Here is a 24,927-nt window from a genome sequence, read left to right on the forward strand (position 1 = left end):
GTCAATCTCCTAAGGAAGCGCCACCTGGCAGGTCAGCTCCTTTATCACCGCATCCGGGGAAATCCCTTCCCCCTGCGCCTCGAAGGTCAGTCCCAGGCGATGGCGCAGAACACCGGCGATGATGGCTCGTATGTCTTCCGGGTCGACATAGTCCCGTCCGTTCAGCCAGGCATGGGAACGGCCGCATTTGTCCAGCGCAATGGATGCGCGCGGAGATGCGCCGACCTCGATCCAACGTTTCAGTTCCTGCCCGTAGTTTTCGGGAAAACGGGTGGCGTTCACCAAGTCAGCCATGTAGCGCTGCATTGCATCCGACACGTGAATACCCCCAATTTCCCGACGCGCCTCGAATACGGCTTCTTGGGGTATTGCCTGCATCTTCTCGACCGATTCCGTACCCGGACCATCCTCATTCAGAGCGGCGATTTCTTCCTTTCGCACAAGTGCAATCACTTCCACCTCGTCCTCGACAGGCGGATAGGTGATCAGAACATGCATCAGAAACCGGTCCATTTGCGCTTCAGGCAAGGGATAGGTTCCTTCCTGTTCGATTGGGTTCTGCGTCGCCATGACCATGAAGAGTGGATCCATCCGATGCGTCGTTCCCGCCACGGTCACCTGCCGTTCCTCCATCGCTTCCAGCAGCGCGGCCTGAACCTTGGCGGGGGCGCGGTTGATCTCGTCGGCAAGGACTATGTTCGCGAATATTGGCCCTTTATCGAATCTGAATTCCGACTTTCCGTTCGTTTGATAGAGCACCTCAGTTCCCGTGACATCGGCAGGCAGGAGGTCCGGCGTAAACTGGATGCGGCTGAAATCCGCTTCCAGGTTCTTCGCAAGCGCCTTGATCGCCCGGGTCTTGGCAAGGCCGGGCAAGCCTTCGACGAGAAGATTTCCGTTTGCCAGTAAACCGATGAGGAGGCGGTCGATCACATCACGCTGGCCGATAATGGATTGCCCCATACGCTCGCGCAGTTCGACAATCTGGTCCCTGGCACTCATCTCTCTCCACCCCCTACTGGCTGATTGTCTGTTTCTACCGGGAGCAAAACACTCACCTGACAAGTTTCAATGATCAAGAATGTCGCGAAGGGTTTTTGCGATGACATCCCGTTCGAACGGCTTCACGAGGTATGCCGCAGCGCCTGCCCCCATGCACCGGGAACGTTTTCCAGGTTCATCGAATCCCGTCATGATGACGACAGGAGGACTTTCAGCCTCCGACTTCGTTTTCAAGAGCACATCCAGCCCGGTCATGCCGCTCATGTGGAAGTCGGCTATCACACAGTCGCTGGAAACGGCAGTTCGTTCCGCCAGAAATTTCTCGCCGGATTCAAATTCAAGTGTTCGGTAGCCGAACGACGCTATAAGCCGTGTGAGAGCGCGGCGAACGGCATCGTCGTCTTCAATAATTGCCACAATGGGAGACGTTTCTTCCATCGCAGTTTTCTATATTAGATTGTAGTCGAGGTGTATTGGACCAGGGTCCTATCTCTGCTTCTGCTATTGAACGACAGTCGTCCAGCAAAACGAGGTTTGACAACCGGCTACCACCCAGGCAGCAAAATGCCGATTGGTCTGCGTTCGTTTACAGCAAGCTTGGCAACATTAACTTGCACTGAACAAGGTCCAGTCCCGCACCAGATCAGCGACGCTGTTTGCCTGCATCTTGCTCATGGCCCTGCCACGGTGAACCTTGATCGTCTTGAGAGTCACTCCGAGATCCGCGGCAATCTGCTTGTTCATCTTTCCTTCCATCACGTGCAGCAGGACCTGACACTCTCTGGTCGTCAGCCTTTCCAGGCGCGTCTGAAAGGAAGACCTGAATTCAGTATCTCTTCTCGACATTCGGTCCCGCTCGAGGGCAACCTTGACCGCTTCCAGCAGTTGATCGGCAGCGACGGGTTTGGTCAGGAAATCAACCGCCCCGGACTTGATCGCGCTGACGCTCAACGGGATCGTTCCGTGTCCGGTCAAAAAGATCACCTGCCGCTTGGTATTCCCTTCAAGGAGCAGCTTATGAACGTCGTAACCGTTCATGCCGGGCATCTCGACATCGAGGATCACGCATCCAGGTGCGCCTGACTTGTGGAACTTTAAAAAACTCTCGGCATCGCAATGGCATTCGACCCGGTATTCTTCCGCCTCCAGCAATCGGGCGAGTGCCTTCTGGATGAGGGTATCATCGTCGACGACGTAGATCGTTTCCGGTGCAAATTCCTGACCCATATTTCACCTTTCCATTGCAGGGAGGGTAAGGACGATCCTGACCCCGGCTTGTCTCGTCTCGTCAATTTCCAGCGTGCCGCCGTGCGCCTGAGCGATCGACCGGCATATTGGCAAACCAAGGCCCATGCCATCGCCCCGCTGACTGACGAAAGGCTTGAACGCGGCCTCCTGCATTTCCCTCGTCATGCCTGCACCGCAGTCAGAAACAGACAAATACGCCTGTCCGCCGGCATCAAAACCGGTGCTGATGTCGATCCGACGCCGGGAGGGTGGCAGGTGGGCCATGGCTTCTGAAGCGTTCAACACCAGGTTCAGGGTAATCTGCTGCAGCTGCGAAAAGTTGGCGCGAACGGTTATCGTGTTCGCCGTGCTTGAAAAACTAGTGCCCGTTTGCCGAGCAGCAAGCTCGCTCTTTGCAAGTTTAAGTGTTTCCGTTACAGCCTCATTCAGGTTGACGGGCGAACAGGTAATATCCTTGTTCATGAAGAGTTGGCGAAGACCGGTGAGGGTTTCCGCCGCATGTCTGTCCGCGCTGACGACGTCCTCAAGGATACCCCTGATGTCTTCCGGCTTTGCAGTCCCGCGATCAAGCAAGCGCAATCCCGCCTCCGCGTTGGTAAGGATCGAGGTTAATGGCTGATTGAGTTCATGTGCGATCGATCCGGACAGCTGGCCGAGCTGCGAGACTCTGGAAATATGCGCGAGTTGAAGACGCCCTAGTGCAAGTTCCTTCGACATGCGTCTGCGCCATCTCTCAAGAAGGACCAGGGCAAGAATGGTACCCGACTGCAGCAGGATGATCGTTAGGCCAACCGCGATCTGCCAGCGGTATTTTTCCCAGACCGAGGGATCATAGTTTTCAAGGATGGCGTCATCCGGGAGCAGAGCCGGATTAATGTTCCAGTGCCTGACCTGTCGCCAGTCAAGCACGGGGTGAACCGCCGACTGCTTCAGGTTTTCGGAGGGACGATTCCCCTGGAGCAGTTCTTTGGCCAGCAGGCCAACCTCCCTGCCAATGCTGACAAAGGTTTCCACCTGGCCACCAACAATGCCCGTTCCGATGAACGAACTGTAGACGCCATAGGCAGGAACAGAAGCATGCGGGAGGATTTCAGCGGCTGCATCGCGTGGAACAAATCGTCGACCGTCCGCATCCGCGAAGACTGTCAGAACAAGCAAAATACTTTCATCCGGGAGTTCAGAAACGGCGGTTTGAAATCCTTCAAGGGAAAGGTCCGACAGCTGGCTCACAGCCAATCCGGCGTAGCTGGTTCCCAGCTTTGTCTCGGCCGTTTCGCGCCAGCGATGATCGAAGTCCGAAGAACCCGTAAGAACCACCAGGCGTTTGGCGGATGGGTGCAACCGCGCTGCCAGATCAGCGGTTTTCTGAACATCAAAGCTGCTCAAGAGCCCGAAAATCCTGGACCTGTCCCGGATACCGTCGAAGGTCGACTGTGAAACCGCACCGGCAATGATGGGAACCTGATCCGGCACCCAACTCAACCTGTCCTGGGCGAATAGCAGCGCATTCGGCCCGATGGCCACGATCGCATCAAACTGAAAGCCTTCGTATTTCGCCGCCAGAAATGTAGTTATCCTGTCTTCGTGAGCCGTGTCCTGAAACCTCACCGTGTCCAGGTATTCGCTATAAAGCTCGACTGCAGTCGGATTTTTCTGGTCGAACTCCTCTTGCAGCCCCCGCGCGATCTCCCGGATCGCGAACAAGGTACTTTCGTTTTCATAGAGTATCAGGATACGGGGGACATCCGGATCGTCTGCAGGTGCTGCAAACACCAACTTCGCATCCAGTAAGACACCCGGCGAAATCGCAAACAGAAACAGCATTATCTGCAAACAAGGCCTTGTTGCCCCTAAGTCCAACTTAACTGACGTCGCAAGATTGCAGATACTCCGGATGGAAACAGGTTGGGAAAAAGGCGGACACTGCCCGCACTCCGAACGATGTCGCTGAAGACGCACCTGTGACCGTCTCATAACCCGGACTTTTAACAGGGAGAAAAGTGATTTCAGCTCGACCATGCAATTCAATCAACCATGAAGAGCATCACGTTGCGTCATAAAAACCTGTAATTCAAGGACTTTACGTGAAACAATTGCGTCCGTTTTTTGTTGCCACTGGGAAAGCCTTACCATCGTGACAACGGCAAGATGCGGGAAACCCAGCCCTTGTTAAGGCCCCATCGATCAAATCGGCGGAGTTAGTTGCCCGAGATATAGCAACAGTGACGTCTCAAGCACTTGTCTGAAGGAGGACAGGAAATGCGAAAAAGGAATTTGGCGCAGCTCGCGCTCATCTGCGGCACGGCGTTGGCGACGGCCAGCGGTGTCTACGCGCAGGAACCGGAAAAGCCGAATATCCTGGTGATTTGGGGCGATGACATCGGCCAGACCAACCTCTCCACTTACAGCTTCGGTCTTATGGGCTACGACACGCCGAACATTGACCGGATTGCCACCGATGGTGCCAAGTTTACCGATTACTATGCCGAGCAGAGCTGCACGGCAGGGAGGTCGACGTTCATCACCGGCCAATCGACACTTAGAACCGGGCTATCAAAAGTTGGTCTGCCTGGCGCCGATGTTGGCTTGCAAGATGACGATGTCACCATCGCCTCTGCGCTGAAAGATCTTGGGTATGCCACCGGTCAATTTGGCAAGAACCACCTTGGAGACAAGGATGAGTTTCTGCCGACAGCGCATGGCTTCGATGAGTTCTTTGGCAATCTCTATCACCTCAATGCGGAAGAAGAGCCAGAAAACTTCAACTATCCTACGGATCCTGCGTTCCGCGAGCAGTACGGCCCACGCGGTGTGATCCGGTCATCTGCCGATGGCAACGTCGAAGACACCGGTCCGCTGACCAAGAAGCGGATGGAAACGGTGGACGAGGAAACCTCTGCCGCCGCCATCGACTTCATGAAGCGCCAGGTGGAACAGGACAAACCGTTCTTCATCTGGATGAACACCACCCGAATGCACTTCCGCACCCATGTGAAGGCTGAAAACCGAAGCGAACCCGGTCTCACAGCCTTGACCGAATATGCCGACGGCATGATCGAACATGATGCCATCGTGGGCCAGATCCTCGATGCTCTCGACGAGACAGGGGTGGCGGACAACACCATCGTCATCTATTCGACGGACAACGGACCTCACCAGAACTCCTGGCCGGATGCCGGGACCACGCCGTTCCGATCCGAGAAGAACACCAACTGGGAAGGTGCTTTCCGCGTCCCGGCAATGATCCGCTGGCCTGGTCGCATTGAGCCCGGCACTGTCAAGAACGGTATGTTTTCCGGTCTTGACTGGTTCCCAACTTTGCTTGCAGCTGCCGGTGATACGGACATCAAGGACCGTTTGCTTGCCGGTGCGTCCATCAATGGCAAGGACTACAAGGTCCATCTCGATGGATACAACCAGCTCCCCTATCTGACGGGGGAAACCGACGAGACGGCCCGCAAGGAGTTCTTTTACTTCAATGACGATGGAGCGGTGGTCGCGTTGCGGTATGAAAACTGGAAAGTTGTGTTCCAAGAGCAACGGGCAAAAGGCACCTTGAATATCTGGGCAGAGCCTTTCACGCCGTTGCGTGTACCCAAGCTGTTTGACCTGCGCTCCGACCCTTACGAGCGGGCCGACCGCACCTCAAACACCTATTACGACTGGCTGATGGACCATGTGTTCCTGTTGACGCCGGCACAGGTTGAAGTCGCGAAGTTCTTTGGAACGTTCGAGGAATACCCGCCTTCCCAGCGTGCCGCGAGCTTCTCGGTCGACCAGATTCAGGAACAGCTCGAAAAAACGCTGAACGGCATGGCGCAGTAGACGCCTGAAACACTTGCCCGCGCGGAGCACACTCCTCGCGGGCCAATCCCGCATCAATGCGTGAGGTTTGCCATGCGCAGCATAGTTGTCGCGATCGCTCTGGTCCTGTTGCCGTCATGGTCGCTCGCAGACCCTCTTCCCTCCTGGAACGATACGGAAACCAAGGCTGCAATCCTGGATTTCGTCCAGGCAACGACAATGCCTGGAAGCGACCGTTACGTCGATCCGGCCGCCCGGATCGCGACGTTCGACAATGATGGCAATCTCTGGGCGGAACAGCCTGTCTATTTCCAGCTGATCTATGCACTGGACAAGGCCAAGGCGATGGTCGCGGCAGACCCGTCCTTGGCTGAAAAAAGTGCCGGTATGAAGGCTGCGGCTGACGGAGACATGCAGACCTTGCTAGCCGACGGTCACAAGGGGTTGCTTGAGGTCATGGCGGTTTCCCACTCCGGCATGACGACCGACGAATTCAAGGACGAGGTCGAGACTTGGCTGGAGACCACGAAACATCCCGAGACCGGCCGCCGCTACGATGAGATGGTCTATCAGCCCATGCTGGAACTGCTCACCTATCTGAGGGATAGGGATTACAAGACTTACATTGTCTCCGGAGGGGGTATCGATTTCATTCGCGTCTTCTCCGAAAGAGCCTACGGCATTCCTCCGGAACAGGTTGTGGGCTCAAGCATCAAGGCAACTTTCGAAGTGTCAGACGATACTGCGGAAACGGTGAAGAGCCCGGAACTCTTCTTCATTGATGACAAGGAAGGCAAACCGGTCGCTATCAATCAACACATCGGCCGGCGCCCTGTCATCGCCTCCGGCAACTCCGACGGCGACCTTCAGATGATGCAGTACGCCACCCGCGGTGACCGCAACGCTCTTGCCATTTTGCTGCACCACACGGACGCGGACCGGGAATGGGCCTACGACAAGGGTTCCAAGGTTGGAGGGCTGGACAAGGCGTTGGTGGAGGCCAAACAACGTGGCTGGCTAGTGATAGACATGAAAGCCGACTGGCGAACCGTTTTCCCCTGGGAGCTGGAAAAGAGGTAGGAGAAGTATACCTTCATCGTACCATTTTCAGGTTCCGGGACTTGTCTCAATTTCTTCTTAGAAGCGTAACCAGTTCACCCTACCTGAAGGATCCGAACCTCCTGTCATTGTCACGTTCCTGTTCCTGCGATCGCTGTTAACACCGTAGCCTGCGGGCAATCCTGGTCCAGTGGGTACTCCCTGTTTCGTTCAAAGCAATACGACTTGTTGGAGGAAAGATGACCACTTTTGGAACGAATGCCTCTGTCCTTGCATTAACCGGCTTTTTGGTCACGACTGGGCTGCCGCCGGTCGCTATAGCGGCGGACAGTGCCGCTGACGAGGCAATGCAGACGGCCATCGACGCGGTTGCCGAAATGGGCGCGCAGTTGCGTACCCTCAAGAGCTTCGAGATCCACGCGGACGTTTCTTATGACGACGTGATCGACGACGACGTCCTCGTCCAGAGAAACGAGGAGGTCACGATCTCCGCGCGAGTTCCGGACGGCCTTCACGCTGTAATCGAAGGCGCAGACCTTCATCGAAGCATCACCTACGACGGGCAGAAGGTGACGATCTTCGGCGAAACGCTCGGCTACTATGCCGAGTTCGAAGCGCCCGCGACCATCCTCGAAACGATTCAAACGGCAGCGGAGAAACATGATCTTCAGCTTCCGCTGGCCGACCTGTTCTTTTGGGGAACAGACGAAGACGACCTCGCCGATGTTAATGCGGCGACATTGATCGGACCGGCGAATATCGGTGACCGCCTCTGCGATCAGTATGTCTTTTCGCAGGAGGATGTGAGCTGGCAGATATGGATCTCCCAGGGAGACCGGAAACTTCCCTGCAAGCTGGTGATCGTCGACCTGTCTCAGCCCGCAAAACCTCAATATTCAGCGATTATCGAACTGAAGCCGGAAGCAACCTTCGATCCGACCTTATTCAGTTTCGTCCCACCGGCGGCCGCCAAGAAGATCCGGATCTACACCGCGGACGCGGTTGATCAATAATCCAGGAGGAGTACAGATCATGCGCACATTCCTGATGTCAGTCCTGTCGGCAGCCCTGATTTATGGCTTCGCTCCGGTAACAGTTCATCTTGCAAGCACCGAACAGGCAGAAGCCCGAGGAGGCGGTCACCGTGGCGGCGGGGGTGGCGGTGGACGCCACACAGTCAACAAGCGTCCAAGTGGAAATCATCACGCCGGGGCGAACCGGCCTGGTGGGGGTGGTGGCGGTGTCCACCACAAGGTCAATAACAACGTGGTGAAACGGAACAACACGGTTGTGAACCGCAACGATGTCGATGTGAACGTCAACCGGAACACCAACATCAATGTCGATGGCCGCTACTACGATCGCGACTACCATCCGGTCGCTGCGGCAGCCGCCATTACCGCGACCGCTGTCGCAGTCGGAACGATCGTCGCCTCGATACCGTCTGGCTGTTCCCAGGTAGAAATAGACGGCATCGCCTACCAACAGTGCGGAGACGTCTGGTACGCGCCGCAATACCAAGGCACGACAGTCAACTACATCGTGGTAAACCCACCGAGGTAGTCCATTGACGACTTTGATCGGCGGAAAATTGAAGTCCGGCTACCAACGTTGGCGAATAGAAAAATGTTTTCGGTCTTTCCGGCAAATTTCGAACTATTCCCGCGAGTGAGGCGAATCGCAGCTTTCGAAAAACACGACTGAAAACTCAAGAGTCTGAACCGGGGACGCGAAGCGGACACCGATGTTTACGCCGATCAACATAAACGCTCAGTGAAACCAGAGTCTCTCGACCAGATCAGATAGGCATCTGTCAAAACATAGTTTCTCAATACCGCAAAGGCGATGGCTCAGTTCGTATTTTAGCATTTCCGCTAGCCAGATACCCCCAACCTACGAAACGCTCAATTTCACACACTGCTTTGCAGCGGCAAAAGGACAATCTATTTATGGGTCCGCCCACCGACTCGGCTAGTCTGATCGAATTGGGTGTTTCGGCCTAATCAATTCGAGAACAAACGACCTAACAACCCGACATGTCTTGGCACGAACGGATCATCAAAAGACGCAAACTGCTCGGTTACTCTAGAGCTGCACTCGCACGCGCTGCCGGTGTCAGCTACGACAATCTGAACAAATATGAGCGTGGCGAGGTCGATCACCCGCGCGGTGACACGCTTGCAAAAATCGCGAATGCTCTCGGCACTACTGAAGGCGCTCTTTTGTTCGGCGATTTGATCGAAATGGCCGCGATAAAGCGCAACGGCACGACAGTCCCTATCTGTGGCGAAGTCGCTGCTGGTCTGTGGATGGAAGCAGACTTGTTTGAAGGGGAGCGGGGCGCAAGATCGACTGTTCTGGGCGATAGCAGATACCCGACGGAATTGCAGTACCTTCTTACCATCAAGGGCGAAAGTTTGAACCGTGTCGCGCGTGATGGCGACCTGATCCTTTGCCTCAATTACGCGCAGGCAGGCATCGAATTGCAGTCAGGGGACCTTGTTGTCGTTGAACGCACACGTGACGGTGGACAGACAATTGAGCGAACAGCGAAACGTCTCGTTCAATCAGCCGACGGATTGCAACTTCACCCGGAATCCAACGACCCACGATTTCAGGACCCAATCGTCTTCAACGAGGGGGATGAAGAAGTTACTCAAGTGAGGATCGTTGCAAAGGCTCTCTCTGTCCTACGTCTCTTACCTTGAATTAAATTCCAATAATTCTCTGCAGGTTTGAGAGGGAGGGTTCCAAAAGCCAAAGGCCCCCCTACCCCCTATGGAAAACCATAGAAGGCAGGGGAGCCTCTGGCGTGTCTGCTGGCCCGAGCCGGGATGGGACACAATCGCCAGGAAACCTCTCGGTTAACCCGTCCTCTGTTTCTGGCGGCACCTTAGGACTTACGACCCCCGCGCCCGCAGCTTTCATCCAGCAGGGAGTTGCACCCCGTCGCCGCGATAATCCACGGCTATCGGGATTGTGGATTGCGGTCAACCTAAAATTGGATTTTAATTCCTATCTCTGGAATTATCTGATTAATGGAAATTGAGATTTCAAAATCCGCATCGAGATCGGACATTCATGACGACAATTCCCAAGATCCTTGAAACTGGAAAGACACCGGGTCAGTGGGTGCAAACTTTCTCTGAATTCGGGATCGAGATTTCCGAACGCTCGCTGAAGGAAAGAGCACGGCAAATCGGTGCCTTTTGCAGCCTTGGCAAGGCTCTTTTGCTCAAACCAGAACATATTGACCGGATATTTGAGGAAACTACATGCCGCTCGAACTCTATAAGCGTGGCCGAAAATGGTGGCTCAGGGGCCGCACCGATGGCATTGACGGCTACATCAACCGAAGCCTTGGAACATTTGACCCGGCGGTCGCAAAAACAAAGCTCAGGGAAATTGAGAGGAAAGCGCAACAACGTGCGCTCCTTGGATCAGATGCGCCTTCGGAAGCAGACGAGCTGACCTTTGCAGACGCGGTGATGCTCTATGACGCAAAGCCGGCGGATGCCGGCTACCTGCTGAAAATCATTCCGTTTCTTGGCCCAATGCGCCTCACGGACATCACTCCAAAGCTGGTGCGCGATTTGGGCAGAAAACTCTATCCCCTCGCTGCTTGCGATACGTGGCGTCGTCAGGTTGTGACTCCCGTCTGCGCCGTCATCAACAATGCCCATCAGGAAAAAGGGACACCTCTTATCCGGGTCAAGGCCTATAATGCACTGGAGCGGCAGATACAGGATGAGAAGCGTGGAAAGCAAAGCCGGGGCGAAAAAACTCCCGGGTCCTGGGAATGGCTGACAGCCTTCCGCTCCCACGCCAACCGATACCAGGGCGCACTTGCCTTTTTTATGTTCACGACGGGCGCCCGTATTTCCCAGGCAATAGAGATTGAACCAGAACACCTTGATCTGCAGAACCATCGATTGCTCATGCCGGCGGCAAAGGGGCACCAAGAGCAATGGGTCAGCCTCATGACCGAGCTTGTCGTGGAACTGGCAAATCTGCCGCCGCGCAATGACCGTGTTTTCGGCTACCAGCAGCGTTGGGGCGTATACAAGGCTTGGAAAACTGCCTGCCAAAATGCTGGGATCGATTATATTCCGCCCCATGCTGCAGGACGTCACGGATTCGGAACCGAGCTTGTCGTCCGCCAGGGCGTGGACCCGCGTACTGCTGCTGACATGGGTAGATGGTCCAGTCCAAAGATCCTGCTGGACACTTATACCCATTCAACCAAGAACACAGCATCCGTGCATGAGGCTTTCCGACGAGGCAAGCCAGAGGCGTTTTCCGAGCCGCTCAAACCAGGAAAATCCGCCAAGCGCAAGTGATCCGGCCCCTTCGCTCAAAAATGAAAGGGTCCATTCTGTAAACGCGAAACGCTCCATGCGCCTATTTTCGGGTTTCGGTACTTTTCCAACCTTCTGGCAGCCATGACGAAGAGGCTTACCGGCTTTAAAAGATGCAACATGTCCAAAGCGCTGAAATGGTTATGCCTAGAGCGGCGATCCTTGCGTGGCAGACTACCAACTAGCCCCATTTTTCTTTCACGCATTCTGCCCACTGCTTTGCGGCAATGAGTGGAACAGATTGGTTCAGCTGCTATAGAACTTGTTGTGGCTTTGCGTGGGCATTCAATAATAACTGGTCTGCCGTTTTTTTGGTCTCTTTAGAAAGCGAGACCGACGGCATCAAGCAGTTTCGGCACCACAATTGACAGAACTGTCTTTTCGGGCGGGAAGTCTTCAAGGGATCGGCTATGACTGACCGCCTCGCCTCTTGGCAGAGCACCTCAGCATGAAGTACCAAAAGCTCGGTCAGAACCTAATTTGATACGGTGAGACAAAGTTTTCTCGGTTTGTTCATGCTGCGGACCGACGCCTAACTTTACGCTCATTTACAAAACCCAAACAGCTGCAACGACGCGAAACCGGGAAGCAATTGAACGTATTACGGTTTCTGCAATCAGACCACGCTTTTGGTAAGGGAGAGGTCGAGAGTTCAAATCTCTCCGGCAGCACCATTTCACATTTCTTCCCGCAAAAGACGCTAACACCCTGAATGGTAAGGCAATTTCTGGCGTTCTACAGTCCTCGTTTCGGGTGTATTCCAAGCGCTCATCAAAAACCAATCTGAAGACTGTTTTCAGTAACTCGACGGCGCATGGGCCTTCAAGGTTCTTCCTTACGTTCCATTGCCGGAATAACGCCGCAATGCTTGGTTTTATGGGGTAAAGCCCTAGCTAAGCTGCTTGCGAGCTTGTGAGGAAATGCCATGAATGAAAGCCAGACCAAATTGACTGCTGCGGAAGCAAAAGGCCTTCGCACTGCCAAGGAGCTTGAAGCTCATCTTGCTTGGCTTGAAACCTTCACACCTGCGGCGCTCGGCGTTCTGGCAATCGCTTCCGGTATCTACACCTACCTGGGTGTGTCCTCTCTGCTGGAGGATACGGGTGCGATGAGTTTCTTCGCGGCGGTGGCCTATTCCGTCGCCGTGTCAGTCGGGATTTTCGTATTCTGGAGCTACATGCTTCGGCTCATGCCTGCGATGCGCAGTGCGGCGGGTTTCATCGGACTTTCGGTTTCAATGCTTGTGGGGTCGGCTGCAATCATTGCCATGTCGAGCTGGCTCAACGCGGCTGCGCTTGCGGGATCGGCGGCTGTCGAACAACACCTGGATACGACAGTCCGTGACTACCAGGCGGCTTTGGAGCAGGCACATGAGATCGCCCTTTCGGGCCAGGCTCTCGGGCGCGAGGTTCAACGCGCCAAGGAAGCATTCGAAGCACTCGCCCAACAGGAACGCTCCGGCGAGCTCTCAGGCACAGCGGGTGAAGGCGCAGTCTTTCGAGTTCTGACGCAAAAAACAGAAGAGCTCCAGAACCTTGAGGAGCAGATTTCAGAACAAAGGCCACTGATCGACTCTGCCTTTGCCCGGGGCAACGAAATCCTTGGGCGCATGCGAGCCCTGACGGTTGCCCCCGGCCCGGTTGAACAAAGGTCGGTCGCGTTTTCGGAGGAAAGCGTGCGTCTTGCCGGCGTTATTGCAAACCTGAACCAGTACTCCGTTGCACCGCTCGTCGCTCGAGCAGCCGAGGACCTGCCTGCATCTGTTGTTCTTCCCGAACTTGACGGCCGAAACAGCAGCGTTCGAGACGCTCAATCAAGCACCATCGCATCCGTGTTGAACGCCCTCGACCAACGCAGCCAGACCCTGCGGCGCGCAGCCGATGAAGTGCTGGCGTTGGAGCCACCACAAGAGACGGCCTATAATCCGATCTCAAGCGCCGACGCTGTGATCAGGTACGCAGGCAACTTTGTCCCCTCATGGGCTGGTGCTATCGCGATCGACCTCCTGCCCGCCGTTCTGGTCTTTGTGGTCGCAATCACCCAGGCATCGATCCGTAGCGGCCGGGATGGGCTAAGCATCGAGGAAACCCTGACGCTCGCAGACCTCAAGGCAGCAATCAATGCGATGAAGGATGTTGAGGCTTCGATGGGGGCGGCAGACAAGGAAGTCTTGCGCCGTGTCGCAAATGCGGAAACTTCCGAGCCCGCAAACCTGAATGCCGCGGAGTAGCACGACGTGTTTTCCGAGCGCCTTGATACGTCGCGGATAACCATCCAGCGCAGCCTGAAGTGGGTTTTGGTCGCCCAGGCGATCCTGGCAGCCTTGTTGGTGCTCTCGCATCTGCAGGCTCAATGGACCCCGGGGGGTGGCGGCAACGATGCACTGCCGTCCGGACCCACGACACCCGGCGATCAGGTGAGACACTACGATCCATCTCGTAGCTTTCCCGACTTCATGCGGACACCTGCCCCGTCGACTTTCAAAATTCCGGGTGACATGCCTCCCAGGCTTCAGTTTGAAGTGATCGACAGGGGCGAATTGGGAGAAGCGATTTTCCTGAAGGGCCGGATCTCATCTGGAGACGCCGAACGCTTTACGAGCTTCCTGGCCAGCCTGGAAGAAGCCCCCAAAGTGGTTTCACTCCATAGCCCCGGAGGCAATGTGAGTGAGGCATTTGAAATTGGTCGTAGCCTGCGCGCAGCTGAGCTGGATACCACCATGCTGCCTGGTCTGGTGTGCCTTTCGTCGTGTCCTTACATTTTTGCAGCCGGTGTCAATCGTTCAGCCTCCAAGGATGCTGCCGTAGGCATGCATCAGCACTACTATGACACCCCCGGCTACATGCCTGTTTTCCTGGCGGTGGAAGAGATTCAGTACGGCCAGGGGGAAACGATGGAATACCTGATCGAGATGGGTATCGATCCAGGCCTGATGGTCCATTCTCTCAATACACCCCCCAAGGAAATCTACATCCTGGTTGAAGATGAGCTTCTCGGCACCCGGCTCGCGACGGAAATCCTGGACTGAGCGCCGTTCAGCAGAGGTCGGGTCTGAGCCCGCTCCAAAAGCTACAGATGCAATTGGCCCGTTGCAGTGAGCACAGCGGAACCGGTCAGCTCAACAGCGTCGGGGCGCACGAGAAGCCGAATATGGCTTTCCCTACCCATGGAAACTCCCTGTACGACCGTGAACGTTTCTTGTCCTCCAGCACCGCTGCGGTTGGCCAATAGCCACCCCAGTGGGCCTGCGGCGCTTCCTGTTGCCGGGTCTTCCCGAATGCCTACCGTTGGATTGAAGAAGCGAGCATAGGCTTCCCCTCTCTGTTCACCAGATGTCGTGAAAACATAACATCCTTGCGCACCGGCACGCTCCAACAACGGAAGAAGCATGGAGGCGTCAGGCTCCGCGCGGTCAACTTCGTCGCGGGAAACGAGCCTGACGAGCATATGCGCCGCACCCGTGGAGACCACAACCGCTTCCTGCGGCCCGAGGGCCGGTTCGCTCTTGTCGAGCCCCAGTGCTTCGGCAAGCGCCTGCAAGTCCCCGACATCGCCAATATGGCGCGGCATGGCCTGAGCCAGGGAGACAGTTGCCCGTCCATTTTCCCGTCCGATCGAAACTGGAAGAAGCTCGTCCCCCAGTTGCTGAACAAACGAGGTGCGTTCACCTAGTTGGCCCGTTTCTGCCAACCACCACCAGACACCTAGCGCGTTATGGCCGACACCAAACACTTCGTCTCCGGTCGGCGTGAACGATCTAATTCGAAAGTCCGCAGAAGCCTCTGTAGGCGTCAAGACAAATGATGTCTCCGATAAATTGAATTCGACGGCGATCGCGCGCATCGTGTGCTCGTCCAGGTCATCCGCGTCTGGAACCACAGCAAGAGGATTGCCGCGCAGCGGCCTCTCGGCAAACACATCAACGATCGCATACTGTTGAATTTTATTCGTTATATTCATTTGAGTTCCTCGCTGTTTCGCGAAGAATTCACTTGAACACGCAGGATTTAGCAATCTAATCTATTTCAACAGTATTGAGAAAAATTGTACATCAGATGCCACAACCGTCTCTAAAATCACTGCAAGCAGCGGAAGCTGTAGGCCGTTTAGGCAGTTTGTCGCGGGCGGCATCCAGCCTCAACGTGACGCCAAGTGCGGTGAGCCACCAACTACGTCTGCTTGAGGCGCAACTCGAGGTAACGCTGTTCGACAGGACGGATACGGGCTTGGTCCCCACCGCTAAAGGCAGGTTGCTTTTGCCAAAACTCACGGAAGGGTTTCAGGTGATTTCGGACGGGTTGGCCGAGATAAGCGCCAAGCCTCGACCCTTGCTTACCGTTTCGTGCGGTCTCGCTTTTGCCGCGCGTTTTCTGGTGCCGCGCCTGGTGAACTGGAACGCGGAACATCCGGATACAGAGATTAGGCTCGTCACCACCAGCCGACTGGTCGATTTCGATCGGGAAGGCATCGACATAGCCATCAGATTTGGCAAAGGCGAGTGGCCGGATGTGAAAACCGAAAAGATCGTCGACCAGTCGATCGAACTCGTCTGCACTCTTGGCCTCAGCAAAGCACTCCTGACCCAGGCAACAGCCTCCAAGGTTCCGCTCATAGTTGATGAGCAAAGCCTTGTTTCCTGGACCCAGTGGTCTTCCAGTGTAGGCCGCAAGCATCTCGATCCTTCGCGACACCCGGTGGTCCGCGTGCCTGACGCGTCACTATCGTACGAGGCTGCTGTTTCCGGTCAGGGCCTGTGGCTGGCTTGGCCCGTTCTGACGCGTGACGCCGTTGCCTCCGGCATTCTGGTGAGACCAGACATTCCGAGATGGGATGCAAATCTCGGATACTGGGCTGTATCGACAGCGTCGAGATGGCGCCGGCCTCAAGTCAGGAAATTTCGTGCCTGGCTGCACCAAACCTGCGCAGCGGCTGCCTGAGGCAGCAGGCATTTCGACAAACTGAAAATGTCACTGATCTCAATGTGCAGTGCCGATCAGCAAAAACGCGCAGGACACCATTCCGGATGCGGTCATGGCGCGCCTCATGTCTCAAGACCACTGTTCGGAGAGGCAACGACAAGAATGTCCACTTTGCTGACTGGCACTTGCATTGGCAAAAAACGCGTCGGCTGACAGAGACTGTCCAGGGACTGTCGTCAGCTTTCCGATGGCCACCCTGAAGCTGGCTTGGTCAGAGCAACAAGCGTTATTTGCCGGAAGAGACGTCGGCGACGCAGCGGTGGAGATGTCGCGCCAGCGTCGTTGCTTCTGCTTTCTCATCCTTGTGTTTCGGTCGAACCAGATGGAATGCGCCATCTGGAAACAGCGGTTGGTTCCGGAACACCGCGAGCTGCCCCTGCCGCAGCAGGTCGCTTGAATTTGAAACCCATCCCAGCATCACTCCCATCCCGGCAATCGCAGCCTGGGTGGCCTGAACGTAGTTGCTGAACGTCCGGTTGCCCTGCCCGCTTCCGGAAAGGCCCATAGCTTCGAAATATTGATCCCACCTCGGCCAGCATTCATCCTCAGCCTCGACATGCAATAAAGTCGCCTTTGCCAAATCGCCGTCGCCTGCGACCTTACCCAGGCAACCACCGAGGTGCTGGACAGTGGCCCTCTCCATTTCGCAGTGCGCGCGAGCAACTCTCCGGCCGGCATTTTTCCACCAACCTTGAAACAGGGGCATTTGCTGGTAGATGGAGCGATTTTGAACAACGTCCCGGTCGACGCGATGCGGGACCGCGTCGGGTCGGGCCAGGTGATCGTGGTCGACGTCAATCCCCGCGAAGATCTGGTCGTCGATGTCTCCCTGGAACGGTTCGGCCCGCTTGATGTTTTGACACGCCTGTTTTCGCGCCGAACGGAGAAGCTGCCAACCCTGCCTGAAATCCTGGTGCGTGCCGGCATTGTCGGCGGCATCGCCCACCGGGATCAAACCAAGGCGATGGCAGACCTCTTGATTGAACCTCCGGTGGGTCGCTTCCCCCTTATCGGCTATGGCCAGGCTCATACCATCGCCCAGGTCGGTCAGGATGCCGCGAGAGCGCGATTGAGCTGAACCGTTTCCATACGGAAACGAGCCCCGGAGAACAGGAAAAAGCTTCGGGATAGTGTAAGTCTATTTATCATGCCGCAGGGATTTCAGAATGATCTGGAGCGACGATATCGAGAGTCGCTCGCCCGTGCCTATTGAAGTTCATCCAGCCTTTGTCCGGATGAGGGTCTCGAGCGTCGATCTGTTGAGAGACGCAAGTGAGTTCCACCGCCAGACACCAGGTAACAAGCGACGCGGCGCTTCTTCCAGCAAGACTTTCTTGTGCGTCGAGATCAGCCTTCCAGGATACGTCTCAGTGAAACGACCGCGGCCGAGGTTCGGTTTTCAACGCCCAGCTTGCCGAAGATCCGGTCCAGATGCTTGTTTACCGTGCGTGGGCTCATGTCCAGAATGGAGGCGATTTCCTTGTTGGACTTTCCGTTGGCAATCCAGATCAGGACTTCGGCTTCGCGTTCCGTGAGGTCGAAGGCATCCTTCAGGATTTCGGAAGGCACGCTGTCCGAGACATCCGACACACGCAGCAGATGCTCACCCGCACTGATGTTGCCGGCATAAGTGAACCGCAACTCCCGACCCTTGATACGGGCAACAATGTCCTCTTCCTTCTGGGCAGCCTTTCCCTGTGGCAGCAGGTAATGGCGCAGCCAGTCGACGGCAGCTTCCGGCAACTGCCCGGCAGCCGCTGCGTCCTCGGCCGTGCCCGTACCAAGCAGCGCGGAGGCCTGCGGTGTCGCCCAGCATAGGGCGCCCGACAGGTCGACCGACATCAAGTAACGCCCGGATGCATCAAGTGCGACATGGGCGCTGCGCGAATTCCGGGCGTTGGAAATATGCACGCGCAGGCGGGCGATCAGTTCGTCCGGGTTGACTGGCTTGGTGACATAGTCGACGCCACCTGATTCCAGGCCCCTGACAATATGTTCCGTCTCGCTCAGTCCGGTCATGAAGAGAACCGGTACATCCCGAAGGTCTTCCAGCGCCTTCAGGCGCTTGCTGGTTTCGAATCCGTCGAGCTCGGGCATGATCGCATCCATGAGGATCGCATTGGGGATCACGCGGGCTGCGATTTCTATCGCCTTTCGACCGCTTTGAGCCACCAGAACGGTGAAACCGGCTTCCTCCAGGGCGTCCGAAAGCATGCCCAGGGAAGAAGGTGTGTCATCGACCAGCAGCACCGTCTCGGCCTGACTAGGAGCATTCATGATCATGTCCGAGCCTTTCCAGAAGCTTGTCGTATTGGGTGAGATCGAATTCCTTGATGAGACGCCGCATGTGATGGACAAAGTCCGCCGCATGCGGCTCATGCGCCTCGATGTCGTCGAGCTTTGCCTTAATTCCACGCACATAGCCGATGTCGCTCAGCTGTTTTAGAATCCCGAGGCTCTCCTCCGACGGCAGGCAGGCCTTCTCGAATATCGCCCTGCCCGACGATCGCAGGCCCTCTACAGGCGGTGCTGCCGCGGGGTCGTCCGTGCGCCAGACGAGTTTCAATGCCAGCTGAAGCTTGTCCTGCAATTCCTGCAGCCTCACGGGCTTCACCAGGTAGTCGTCATGATAGATCCGGTGCACCGGGTCCCGGCCACTGTCATCCGCATTGGCCGAAATCATGATGATGACCGCATCGCCAAATCCGCTTTCCCGCAGCTTGCGGGCAAGGTCCCAACCACTCATGCCCGGCATGCTTATGTCGAGCAGAAAGGCATCGGGACGTTCGTCCTGCACCATCGCCAGACACGAGCGGCCGCTTGCAGCCGCAAGAACCTTGAAACCGAGCGGCGACAGGAAATCCCTGACCAGCGCCCTTTGGGCGGGATCGTCATCCACCACCATGATCGTCTGGATCGGACCGTGATACCCGCGAATGCGTTTTTCCGCCCGCCCCGCCTGGATCGGCGCTTCCGCGGCGCTCAGCAGCATGCGGACCTTGAACGTGCTGCCGGCACCAACCGTGCTTGAAACCTGGATGTCACCGCCCATCACCTCACTCAGGAGTTTGGTGATCGTCAGACCGAGCCCCGTCCCCGGAACGGCTTCCTTGCCGTCCTCCTCTATGCGTTCGAACGGATTGAAGATCCGCTCGAGATTTTCCGGAGCGATGCCGATGCCGGTATCGACCACCGCAAATTCGGCAACCTGGCTGTGATAGGACACCTTCAGTTTGACGCTGCCTGTGTCTGTCCATTTGATGGCGTTCGACAACAGGTTAATCAGCACCTGCCGCAAGCGCTTCTCGTCACCGAACACGAACACCGGAAGGTTTTCGGCAGGCTCGAACAGAAAGCGCAATTCCTTGGCGTCGGTCTGAAGGCGGAACATGTCGACGGTCTGTGCCAGGAATTCATGCAGGTTGAACCGTTCCCGGTAGATGGTGAGATGCCCGGCCTCGATTTTGGAGATGTCCAGCAGGCCCTCGATCAGCCCGGCCAGGTGATCGGCCGAATGCTGGATCACCTTCACGGCGTCTCGTCTGTGGGCGGGGATTGCCGGGTCCTTGCGCATCAACTGGGCGTAGCCGGAGATCGCATTTAGCGGCGAACGCAGTTCGTGGCTGATGCCGACCACATAACGGCTCTTGGCTTCGTTGGCGGCCTCCGCGGCTTCCTTGGCTTTCTGCAGCTTGGCGTCGGTGCGTTTGTGCGCGCGGATTTCCTTCATCAAAAGGCTGGTCTGGCGCCTTGTTTCCTCATTGGCGAATTTCCGGCTTTCGTGGACAAGAACGAACAGCCAGGCCATGACACCCGAGGTGACCAGCAGAATGAAGAAGACCTGGGTCAGCGCCCTGCCAACCCCTTCGCTACCCGCCCCCGGCGAAATGGTTTCCGCCTCGACATAGACAAGCGACAGGATCGCCCCGAGCGAAGCGGTGATCAGGATCATGACACTGAAATAAAGCCCGATCCGGGAGCTCATCCAGCCGGCGATCCGGTCAGGAAGGATCGAATGAAGCAGAACAGTGACCTGGTCGCCGATGCGTGCTTCCTGTTTGCAGTCATCCTCGCAGCGCGCGTCGAGAGAGCAGCACAGCGAGCAGATCGGCCCCGAATAGACCGGGCAATGCGCCATGTCCTCATGCTCGAACGTATGCTCGCAAATACAGCATTGAATGTCGGGGGGACGTTCGCCGTCGGGGGTTACAGCCCGTACCGGTTCACGGGCGATATAATATTTGCCGCCGGTCGCGTAGGCGATCAGCGGGGCAAGGAGAATGGCGGTAAACAGAGCAATGTAGCTTGCCAGCGCATGAGCGGTCTGGCCGAACACCCCGGAATAGGCAATGAGGGCGATCAGGCTTGCCGCGCCCATAGAGCCAAGGCCGACCGGATTGATGTCGTACAGATGGGCACGCTTGAACTCGATATGTTTCGGGCTGAGCCCAAGCGGCTTGTTGATGACAAGATCGGCAAAGATCGCGCCGATCCAGGCAACGGCAACCACGGAATAAAGACCGAGCGTGCGTTCCAGCGCCTTGTAGACACCAAGCTCCATGAGCGCGAGTGCAATCGACACATTGAAGACCAGCCACACCACCCGGCCCGGGTGGCTGTGGGTGAGACGGGAGAAGAAGTTCGACCAGGCAATGGAGCCGGCGTAGGAGTTGGTCACGTTGATCTTGACCTGGCAGACAATCACGAAGAGCCCTGTCAGGGCGACTGCCACCTCCGGCGTCGTGGCCTTGGTGAAGGCGACCAGATACATGTGCGTCGGTTCGATTGCCTTGTCCGGACTGAGGCCGCTCTGCAGGGCCAGAACCACCAGGAACGACCCCAGCAGCAGTTTCACCGCGCCGATAAGGATCCAGCCAGGACCTGCCGCCAGAAGGGCGAACCACCATTTCAGCCTGTGCCCGCGCCGTTGACGCGGCAAAAAGCGCAGGAAATCGACCTGTTCGCCGATCTGTGCGATCAGCGAGAACAGAACGGCGCTTGAAGCACCGAAAAGCAGGAGGCTGAACTGGCCGCCCTCGTCGCCTAGCCGGCCGGAGAAGTTCTGCCAGTCGTCCAGTGGGGCAACGCCCTGCCAGGCCAGGAAAGCAAACGGCAGGATCTGCAACACGATCCAGAGCGGCTGGGTGTAGATCTGCAGCCGGCTGATCAGGGTGATGCCGTAGATCACCAGCGGAATGACCACAAGCGTGCACAGAAGGTAGCCGATGTTGAGCGGCACACCGAGGAACAGCTCCAGCGCCGTTGCCATGATGGCCGCCTCGAGGGCGAAGAAGATGAAAGTGAAACTTGCGTAGATCAGCGAGGTCACTGTCGAGCCGATATAACCGAACCCGGCTCCGCGGGTGAGCAGGTCGATATCCACGCCGTATTTCACGGCATGGTAGGCAATCGGAAGGCCGGTAATGAAGATGAGCAGGCAGACGACGGCAATCGACGAGACGGCATTCGTGAAACCGTAGTTGTAGGTGACGGCAGCCCCGATCGCCTCAAGGGCCAGGAAGGAAATTGCGCCCAGCGCGGTGTTGGCAACCCAGACCGGAGACCAGCGGCGGGCGCTTTTGGCGGTGAAACGGAGCGCAAAGTCCTCCAGGGTCTGGTTTGCGACCCACTGATTGTATGTTCTCCGCAGGCGCACAACCCGCTGATGACTACCCATTGCCCATCACCATCCCGCCCGCCGGAACCGGCGCGCCAGCCCACTCATTGTGCATCGCATCTATTTTTCATGCACATTTTTGTTCAAGATTTGCGACCTCCCCCTCGAATTGATCAACAACCGCCGATCGACAAACTTCCTAGCAATTTCTATGCCTCATTCAAAAAATATTAAAAAATTTCAATATTCCCATCAATACAAGTCATTCGAATTCAAAAAATACGAATGACAACTTACATTACGATCGAATTTCAGATTTTTGGACTATGAATTTATTCCAAACATGGAAGTCTTTCACATGCGGCAGTGCGGAGAAATAAGTCAAATAACCCACAGCAACTGACGCATTGCGGCACTGCACAATTCCAGACGAGCCTTGGATGCATGCGGAGGAGCTTCACGGCGCTCTGCTTCAACCTCAACCTCAGAGGGGTCCAGAGAATGAAACGTCTGAAAGACTTGATTGACCATCGGCTGTCTCGCCGGTCCGTGCTGTCAGGCACGGCAGCCGCGGCAATGCTGGCCACCGCCAGCACATTTGCACCTGCCATCGCCGACGACGCCAACACGACTGGCCTTGCGGTCACAGAAGACACCGTGAAGGTCGGCATCCTGCACTCCGTCACCGGAACCATGGCGATTTCCGAGACCGGGTCGGTGCAGGCGGAAAAGCTCGCCATCGACCAGATCAACGCCATGGGCGGCGTGCTTGGACGCAAGATCGAATACATCCAGGAAGATGGCGCATCCGACTGGCCGACCTTTGCCGAAAAGGCGAAAAAGTTGCTGGTGAACGACAAGGTCGCGGCTGTTTTCGGATGCTGGACATCCGCGTCGCGCAAGGCTGTTCTGCCCGTCTTCGAGCAGTATAACGGCATGCTCTACTATCCGACCTTCTATGAAGGCCTGGAACAGTCCCCCAACGTGATCTACACCGGCCAGGAAGCCACCCAGCAGATCATCGCTGGCATCGACTGGGTTGCCAAGGAAAAAGGCGCCAAGAGCTTCTACCTGCTTGGTTCCGACTATATCTGGCCGCGAACGTCCAACAAGATCGCCCGCAAGCACATCGAGAAGCTTGGCCTGGAGGTTGTCGGCGAAGAGTACTATCCGCTCGGCCACACCCAGTTCAACTCGGTGATCAACAAGATCAAGCTGAAGAAGCCGGACGTGATCTACGCCATTGTCGTGGGTGGTTCCAACGTTGCCTTCTACAAGCAGCTGAAGGCTGCCGGCATCGACATGACCAAGGAAAAGCCGGTTCTTCTGACCATCTCGGTGACCGAGGATGAAATCCGCGGCATCGGCGGCGAGAACATCGAAGGCGCTTATGCCGCCATGAAGTACTTCCAGTCTCTCGACAATGAGAACAACGCCGAATTCGTCAAGTCCTTCAAGGAAATGTGGGGGGACGACATCGTTATTGGCGACGTGACCCAGGCCGCCTATCTCGGCCCCTGGCTCTGGAAGGCCGCGGTTGAAAAGGCCGGCAGCTTCGACATCGACAAGGTGCGCCTTGCCTCCCCGGGCATCGAACTCACCACCGCGCCGGAAGGCTATGTCCGCGTCCATGAAAACCACCACCTGTGGTCCAAGACCCGCATCGGCCTTGCCAAGCCGGACGGCCAGTACGAGCTGGTTTACGAGACGGCCGACCTGATGGAGCCGGATCCGTTCCCGGAAGGCTACCAATAAGCCTCCGACAGTTCCCCCAGGGATGGAAACGCCCTTCCAGAAAGCGGGCATAACCGGGGCGCTGCGTGGAGGCAGCCTGCGCAGCGCCCGTCCCCTTCGTTTCAAACCCTTATTCGCAGCAGGGGAACAGGCGTTCCGCCTTGACCCCGCAGCATGGAGACGCGCGCAATGTTCGCCGATTATTCATGGACGGAACTCGGGTCCATATTCGCCATGCAGGGTTTTGCCGGACTGATCCTGTTTTCCGTTTTCGTCCTCATGGCCCTGGGTCTTGCAATCATTTTCGGCCAGATGGGCGTCATCAACATGGCTCACGGCGAGTTCATGATCCTGGGCGCCTATGTCACCTATCTCTGCTCCAATTTCGTCGAGACCTATGTCCCGTCCCTGTTCGGCATCTACTTCTTCTTCGCCATGGCATTGGCCTTCGTCGCCGCGGGTGCACTAGGGGCACTCGTCGAATGGTCGCTCATAAGGCATCTCTACAAGCGTCCGCTGGATACCCTGCTGGCCACCTGGGGCCTGAGCCTTATCCTGCAGCAGGCCTACCGGTCGATCTTCGGCGCGCGTGAAGTCGGCGTCAGCCTGCCGAACTGGCTGCTCGGGTCCGTGCCGCTGACGGACATCATCGAAATCCCGATCAACGGCATCTTCGTCATGGTGCTGACCCTGGTCATCGCCATCGGCGTCTATTTCATCCTGTTCCGCTCCCGCATGGGCATGCAGACCCGTGCTGTGGTCCAGAACCGCGTCATGGCCGGGGCCGTCGGCATCAACACCGAAAAGGTCGACCGGCACACTTTCGCGCTCGGCTGCGGCATTGCAGGCATCGCCGGCAGCGCCTTCACCATGATCGGCTCGACCGGCCCAACCGCCGGGCAGCTTTATATCGTCGATACCTTCCTGATCGTCGTTTTCGGCGGCGCTGCAAGCCTGCTCGGAACGATCGCGTCTTCCTTCGCCATCAGTCAGGCCCAGTCCACCATGGAGTTCTTCCTTTCCGGCTCCATGGCGAAGGTCCTCACCCTGCTGACCGTCGTCGGGATCCTGATGCTGCGCCCCGAAGGTCTCTTCTCCCTGAAAATCCGTCGCTGAGGAGGTTCCG

Annotated in this window: 20 protein-coding genes and 1 pseudogene; 13 read left to right on the top strand and 8 right to left on the bottom strand. The window is 56.6% G+C overall.

Annotated features, from left to right (window positions below):
• Window positions 1–9 precede the first annotated feature (9 nt).
• The 4 genes from B0E33_RS04140 to B0E33_RS04155 all read right to left on the bottom strand — a co-directional run bounded on the left by B0E33_RS04140 (window position 10) and on the right by B0E33_RS04155 (window position 4,269).
• The gene (locus tag B0E33_RS04140; protein ID WP_077290497.1) at window positions 10–1,002 is read right to left on the bottom strand and encodes an AAA family ATPase; all 993 of its coding nucleotides are present in this window, start codon (window positions 1,000–1,002) and stop codon (window positions 10–12) included.
• Between the two features lie 66 nt (window positions 1,003–1,068).
• Window positions 1,069–1,440, bottom strand: a complete 372-nt coding sequence (locus B0E33_RS04145; RefSeq protein ID WP_077290498.1) for a response regulator — start codon at window positions 1,438–1,440, stop codon at window positions 1,069–1,071.
• Between the two features lie 168 nt (window positions 1,441–1,608).
• A complete protein-coding gene (locus B0E33_RS04150; RefSeq protein WP_077290499.1) occupies window positions 1,609–2,229 on the bottom strand; it encodes a response regulator transcription factor in 621 nt (206 codons plus the stop codon).
• Window positions 2,230–2,232: 3 nt separating this feature from the next.
• The gene (locus B0E33_RS04155; protein ID WP_077290500.1) at window positions 2,233–4,269 is read right to left on the bottom strand and encodes a sensor histidine kinase; all 2,037 of its coding nucleotides are present in this window, start codon (window positions 4,267–4,269) and stop codon (window positions 2,233–2,235) included.
• Window positions 4,270–4,509: 240 nt separating this feature from the next.
• Here B0E33_RS04155 and B0E33_RS04160 point away from each other — a divergent pair, with 240 nt between their 5' ends.
• The 8 genes from B0E33_RS04160 (at window position 4,510) to B0E33_RS04195 (ending at window position 14,499) form a co-directional block, all read left to right on the top strand.
• The gene (locus tag B0E33_RS04160) at window positions 4,510–6,075 is read left to right on the top strand and encodes an arylsulfatase (protein ID WP_077290501.1); all 1,566 of its coding nucleotides are present in this window, start codon (window positions 4,510–4,512) and stop codon (window positions 6,073–6,075) included.
• Window positions 6,076–6,147: 72 nt separating this feature from the next.
• A complete protein-coding gene (locus B0E33_RS04165; RefSeq protein WP_077290502.1) occupies window positions 6,148–7,134 on the top strand; it encodes an HAD family hydrolase in 987 nt (328 codons plus the stop codon).
• Between the two features lie 218 nt (window positions 7,135–7,352).
• Entirely contained in the window at window positions 7,353–8,126 is a 774-nt protein-coding gene (locus B0E33_RS04170) for a DUF2092 domain-containing protein (RefSeq protein ID WP_077290503.1), read from the top strand.
• A gap of 19 nt (window positions 8,127–8,145) precedes the next feature.
• On the top strand, window positions 8,146–8,676 hold the full coding sequence (locus tag B0E33_RS04175) for a DUF6515 family protein (RefSeq protein WP_077290504.1): 531 nt from the start codon (window positions 8,146–8,148) through the stop codon (window positions 8,674–8,676).
• Between the two features lie 473 nt (window positions 8,677–9,149).
• Window positions 9,150–9,821 (top strand): helix-turn-helix domain-containing protein, encoded by a 672-nt coding sequence (locus B0E33_RS04180; RefSeq protein WP_077290505.1) that lies wholly within the window; start codon window positions 9,150–9,152, stop codon window positions 9,819–9,821.
• A 567-nt stretch (window positions 9,822–10,388) separates the two neighbouring features.
• Entirely contained in the window at window positions 10,389–11,453 is a 1,065-nt protein-coding gene (locus tag B0E33_RS04185; RefSeq protein WP_077290506.1) for a tyrosine-type recombinase/integrase, read from the top strand.
• A 943-nt stretch (window positions 11,454–12,396) separates the two neighbouring features.
• On the top strand, window positions 12,397–13,701 hold the full coding sequence (locus tag B0E33_RS04190) for a hypothetical protein (RefSeq protein ID WP_077290507.1): 1,305 nt from the start codon (window positions 12,397–12,399) through the stop codon (window positions 13,699–13,701).
• 6 nt (window positions 13,702–13,707) lie between these two features.
• Window positions 13,708–14,499 carry a COG3904 family protein gene (locus tag B0E33_RS04195; protein WP_077290508.1) on the top strand — a complete coding sequence of 264 codons (792 nt, stop codon included), beginning with the start codon at window positions 13,708–13,710 and terminating at the stop codon, window positions 14,497–14,499.
• 41 nt (window positions 14,500–14,540) lie between these two features.
• On the opposite strand, the gene B0E33_RS04200 is transcribed toward B0E33_RS04195, so the two are convergent.
• Window positions 14,541–15,431: a PhzF family phenazine biosynthesis protein gene (locus tag B0E33_RS04200; RefSeq protein ID WP_077290509.1), complete on the bottom strand. Its 891-nt coding sequence runs from the start codon at window positions 15,429–15,431 to the stop codon at window positions 14,541–14,543.
• 95 nt (window positions 15,432–15,526) lie between these two features.
• On the opposite strand from B0E33_RS04200, the pseudogene B0E33_RS31615 reads away from it, so the two are divergent.
• Together B0E33_RS31615 and B0E33_RS04205 are read left to right on the top strand one after the other, a co-directional pair.
• Window positions 15,527–15,661 (top strand): annotated as a pseudogene (locus B0E33_RS31615) (LysR family transcriptional regulator); the annotation flags it as partial.
• A 66-nt stretch (window positions 15,662–15,727) separates the two neighbouring features.
• On the top strand, window positions 15,728–16,408 hold the full coding sequence (locus tag B0E33_RS04205) for a LysR substrate-binding domain-containing protein (RefSeq protein WP_228148056.1): 681 nt from the start codon (window positions 15,728–15,730) through the stop codon (window positions 16,406–16,408).
• 268 nt (window positions 16,409–16,676) lie between these two features.
• Here the strand turns inward: B0E33_RS04205 and B0E33_RS31075 are convergent, their stop codons facing one another.
• Window positions 16,677–17,030, bottom strand: a complete 354-nt coding sequence (locus tag B0E33_RS31075) for a LysR substrate-binding domain-containing protein (RefSeq protein WP_167579488.1) — start codon at window positions 17,028–17,030, stop codon at window positions 16,677–16,679.
• Window positions 17,031–17,177: 147 nt separating this feature from the next.
• On the opposite strand from B0E33_RS31075, the gene B0E33_RS31080 reads away from it, so the two are divergent.
• A complete protein-coding gene (locus B0E33_RS31080) occupies window positions 17,178–17,528 on the top strand; it encodes a patatin-like phospholipase family protein (RefSeq protein ID WP_167579489.1) in 351 nt (116 codons plus the stop codon).
• A 269-nt stretch (window positions 17,529–17,797) separates the two neighbouring features.
• Here B0E33_RS31080 and B0E33_RS04215 read toward each other — a convergent pair whose 3' ends face one another.
• Window positions 17,798–18,727 carry a response regulator transcription factor gene (locus B0E33_RS04215; protein WP_077293140.1) on the bottom strand — a complete coding sequence of 310 codons (930 nt, stop codon included), beginning with the start codon at window positions 18,725–18,727 and terminating at the stop codon, window positions 17,798–17,800.
• Window positions 18,714–22,127, bottom strand: a complete 3,414-nt coding sequence (locus tag B0E33_RS04220) for a hybrid sensor histidine kinase/response regulator (protein ID WP_077290512.1) — start codon at window positions 22,125–22,127, stop codon at window positions 18,714–18,716. The genes B0E33_RS04215 and B0E33_RS04220 overlap by 14 nt, the downstream gene beginning before the upstream one ends.
• 516 nt (window positions 22,128–22,643) lie before the next feature.
• Here B0E33_RS04220 and urtA point away from each other — a divergent pair.
• Together urtA and urtB are read left to right on the top strand one after the other, a co-directional pair.
• Window positions 22,644–23,822 carry an urea ABC transporter substrate-binding protein gene (gene urtA, locus B0E33_RS04225; protein ID WP_208984573.1) on the top strand — a complete coding sequence of 393 codons (1,179 nt, stop codon included), beginning with the start codon at window positions 22,644–22,646 and terminating at the stop codon, window positions 23,820–23,822.
• Window positions 23,823–23,990: 168 nt separating this feature from the next.
• On the top strand, window positions 23,991–24,917 hold the full coding sequence (gene urtB, locus B0E33_RS04230) for an urea ABC transporter permease subunit UrtB (RefSeq protein ID WP_031268940.1): 927 nt from the start codon (window positions 23,991–23,993) through the stop codon (window positions 24,915–24,917).
• The last annotated feature ends 10 nt before the right edge of the window (window positions 24,918–24,927 follow it).

This window comes from Roseibium algicola (assembly GCF_001999245.1).
GTDB lineage: Bacteria > Pseudomonadota > Alphaproteobacteria > Rhizobiales > Stappiaceae > Roseibium > Roseibium algicola.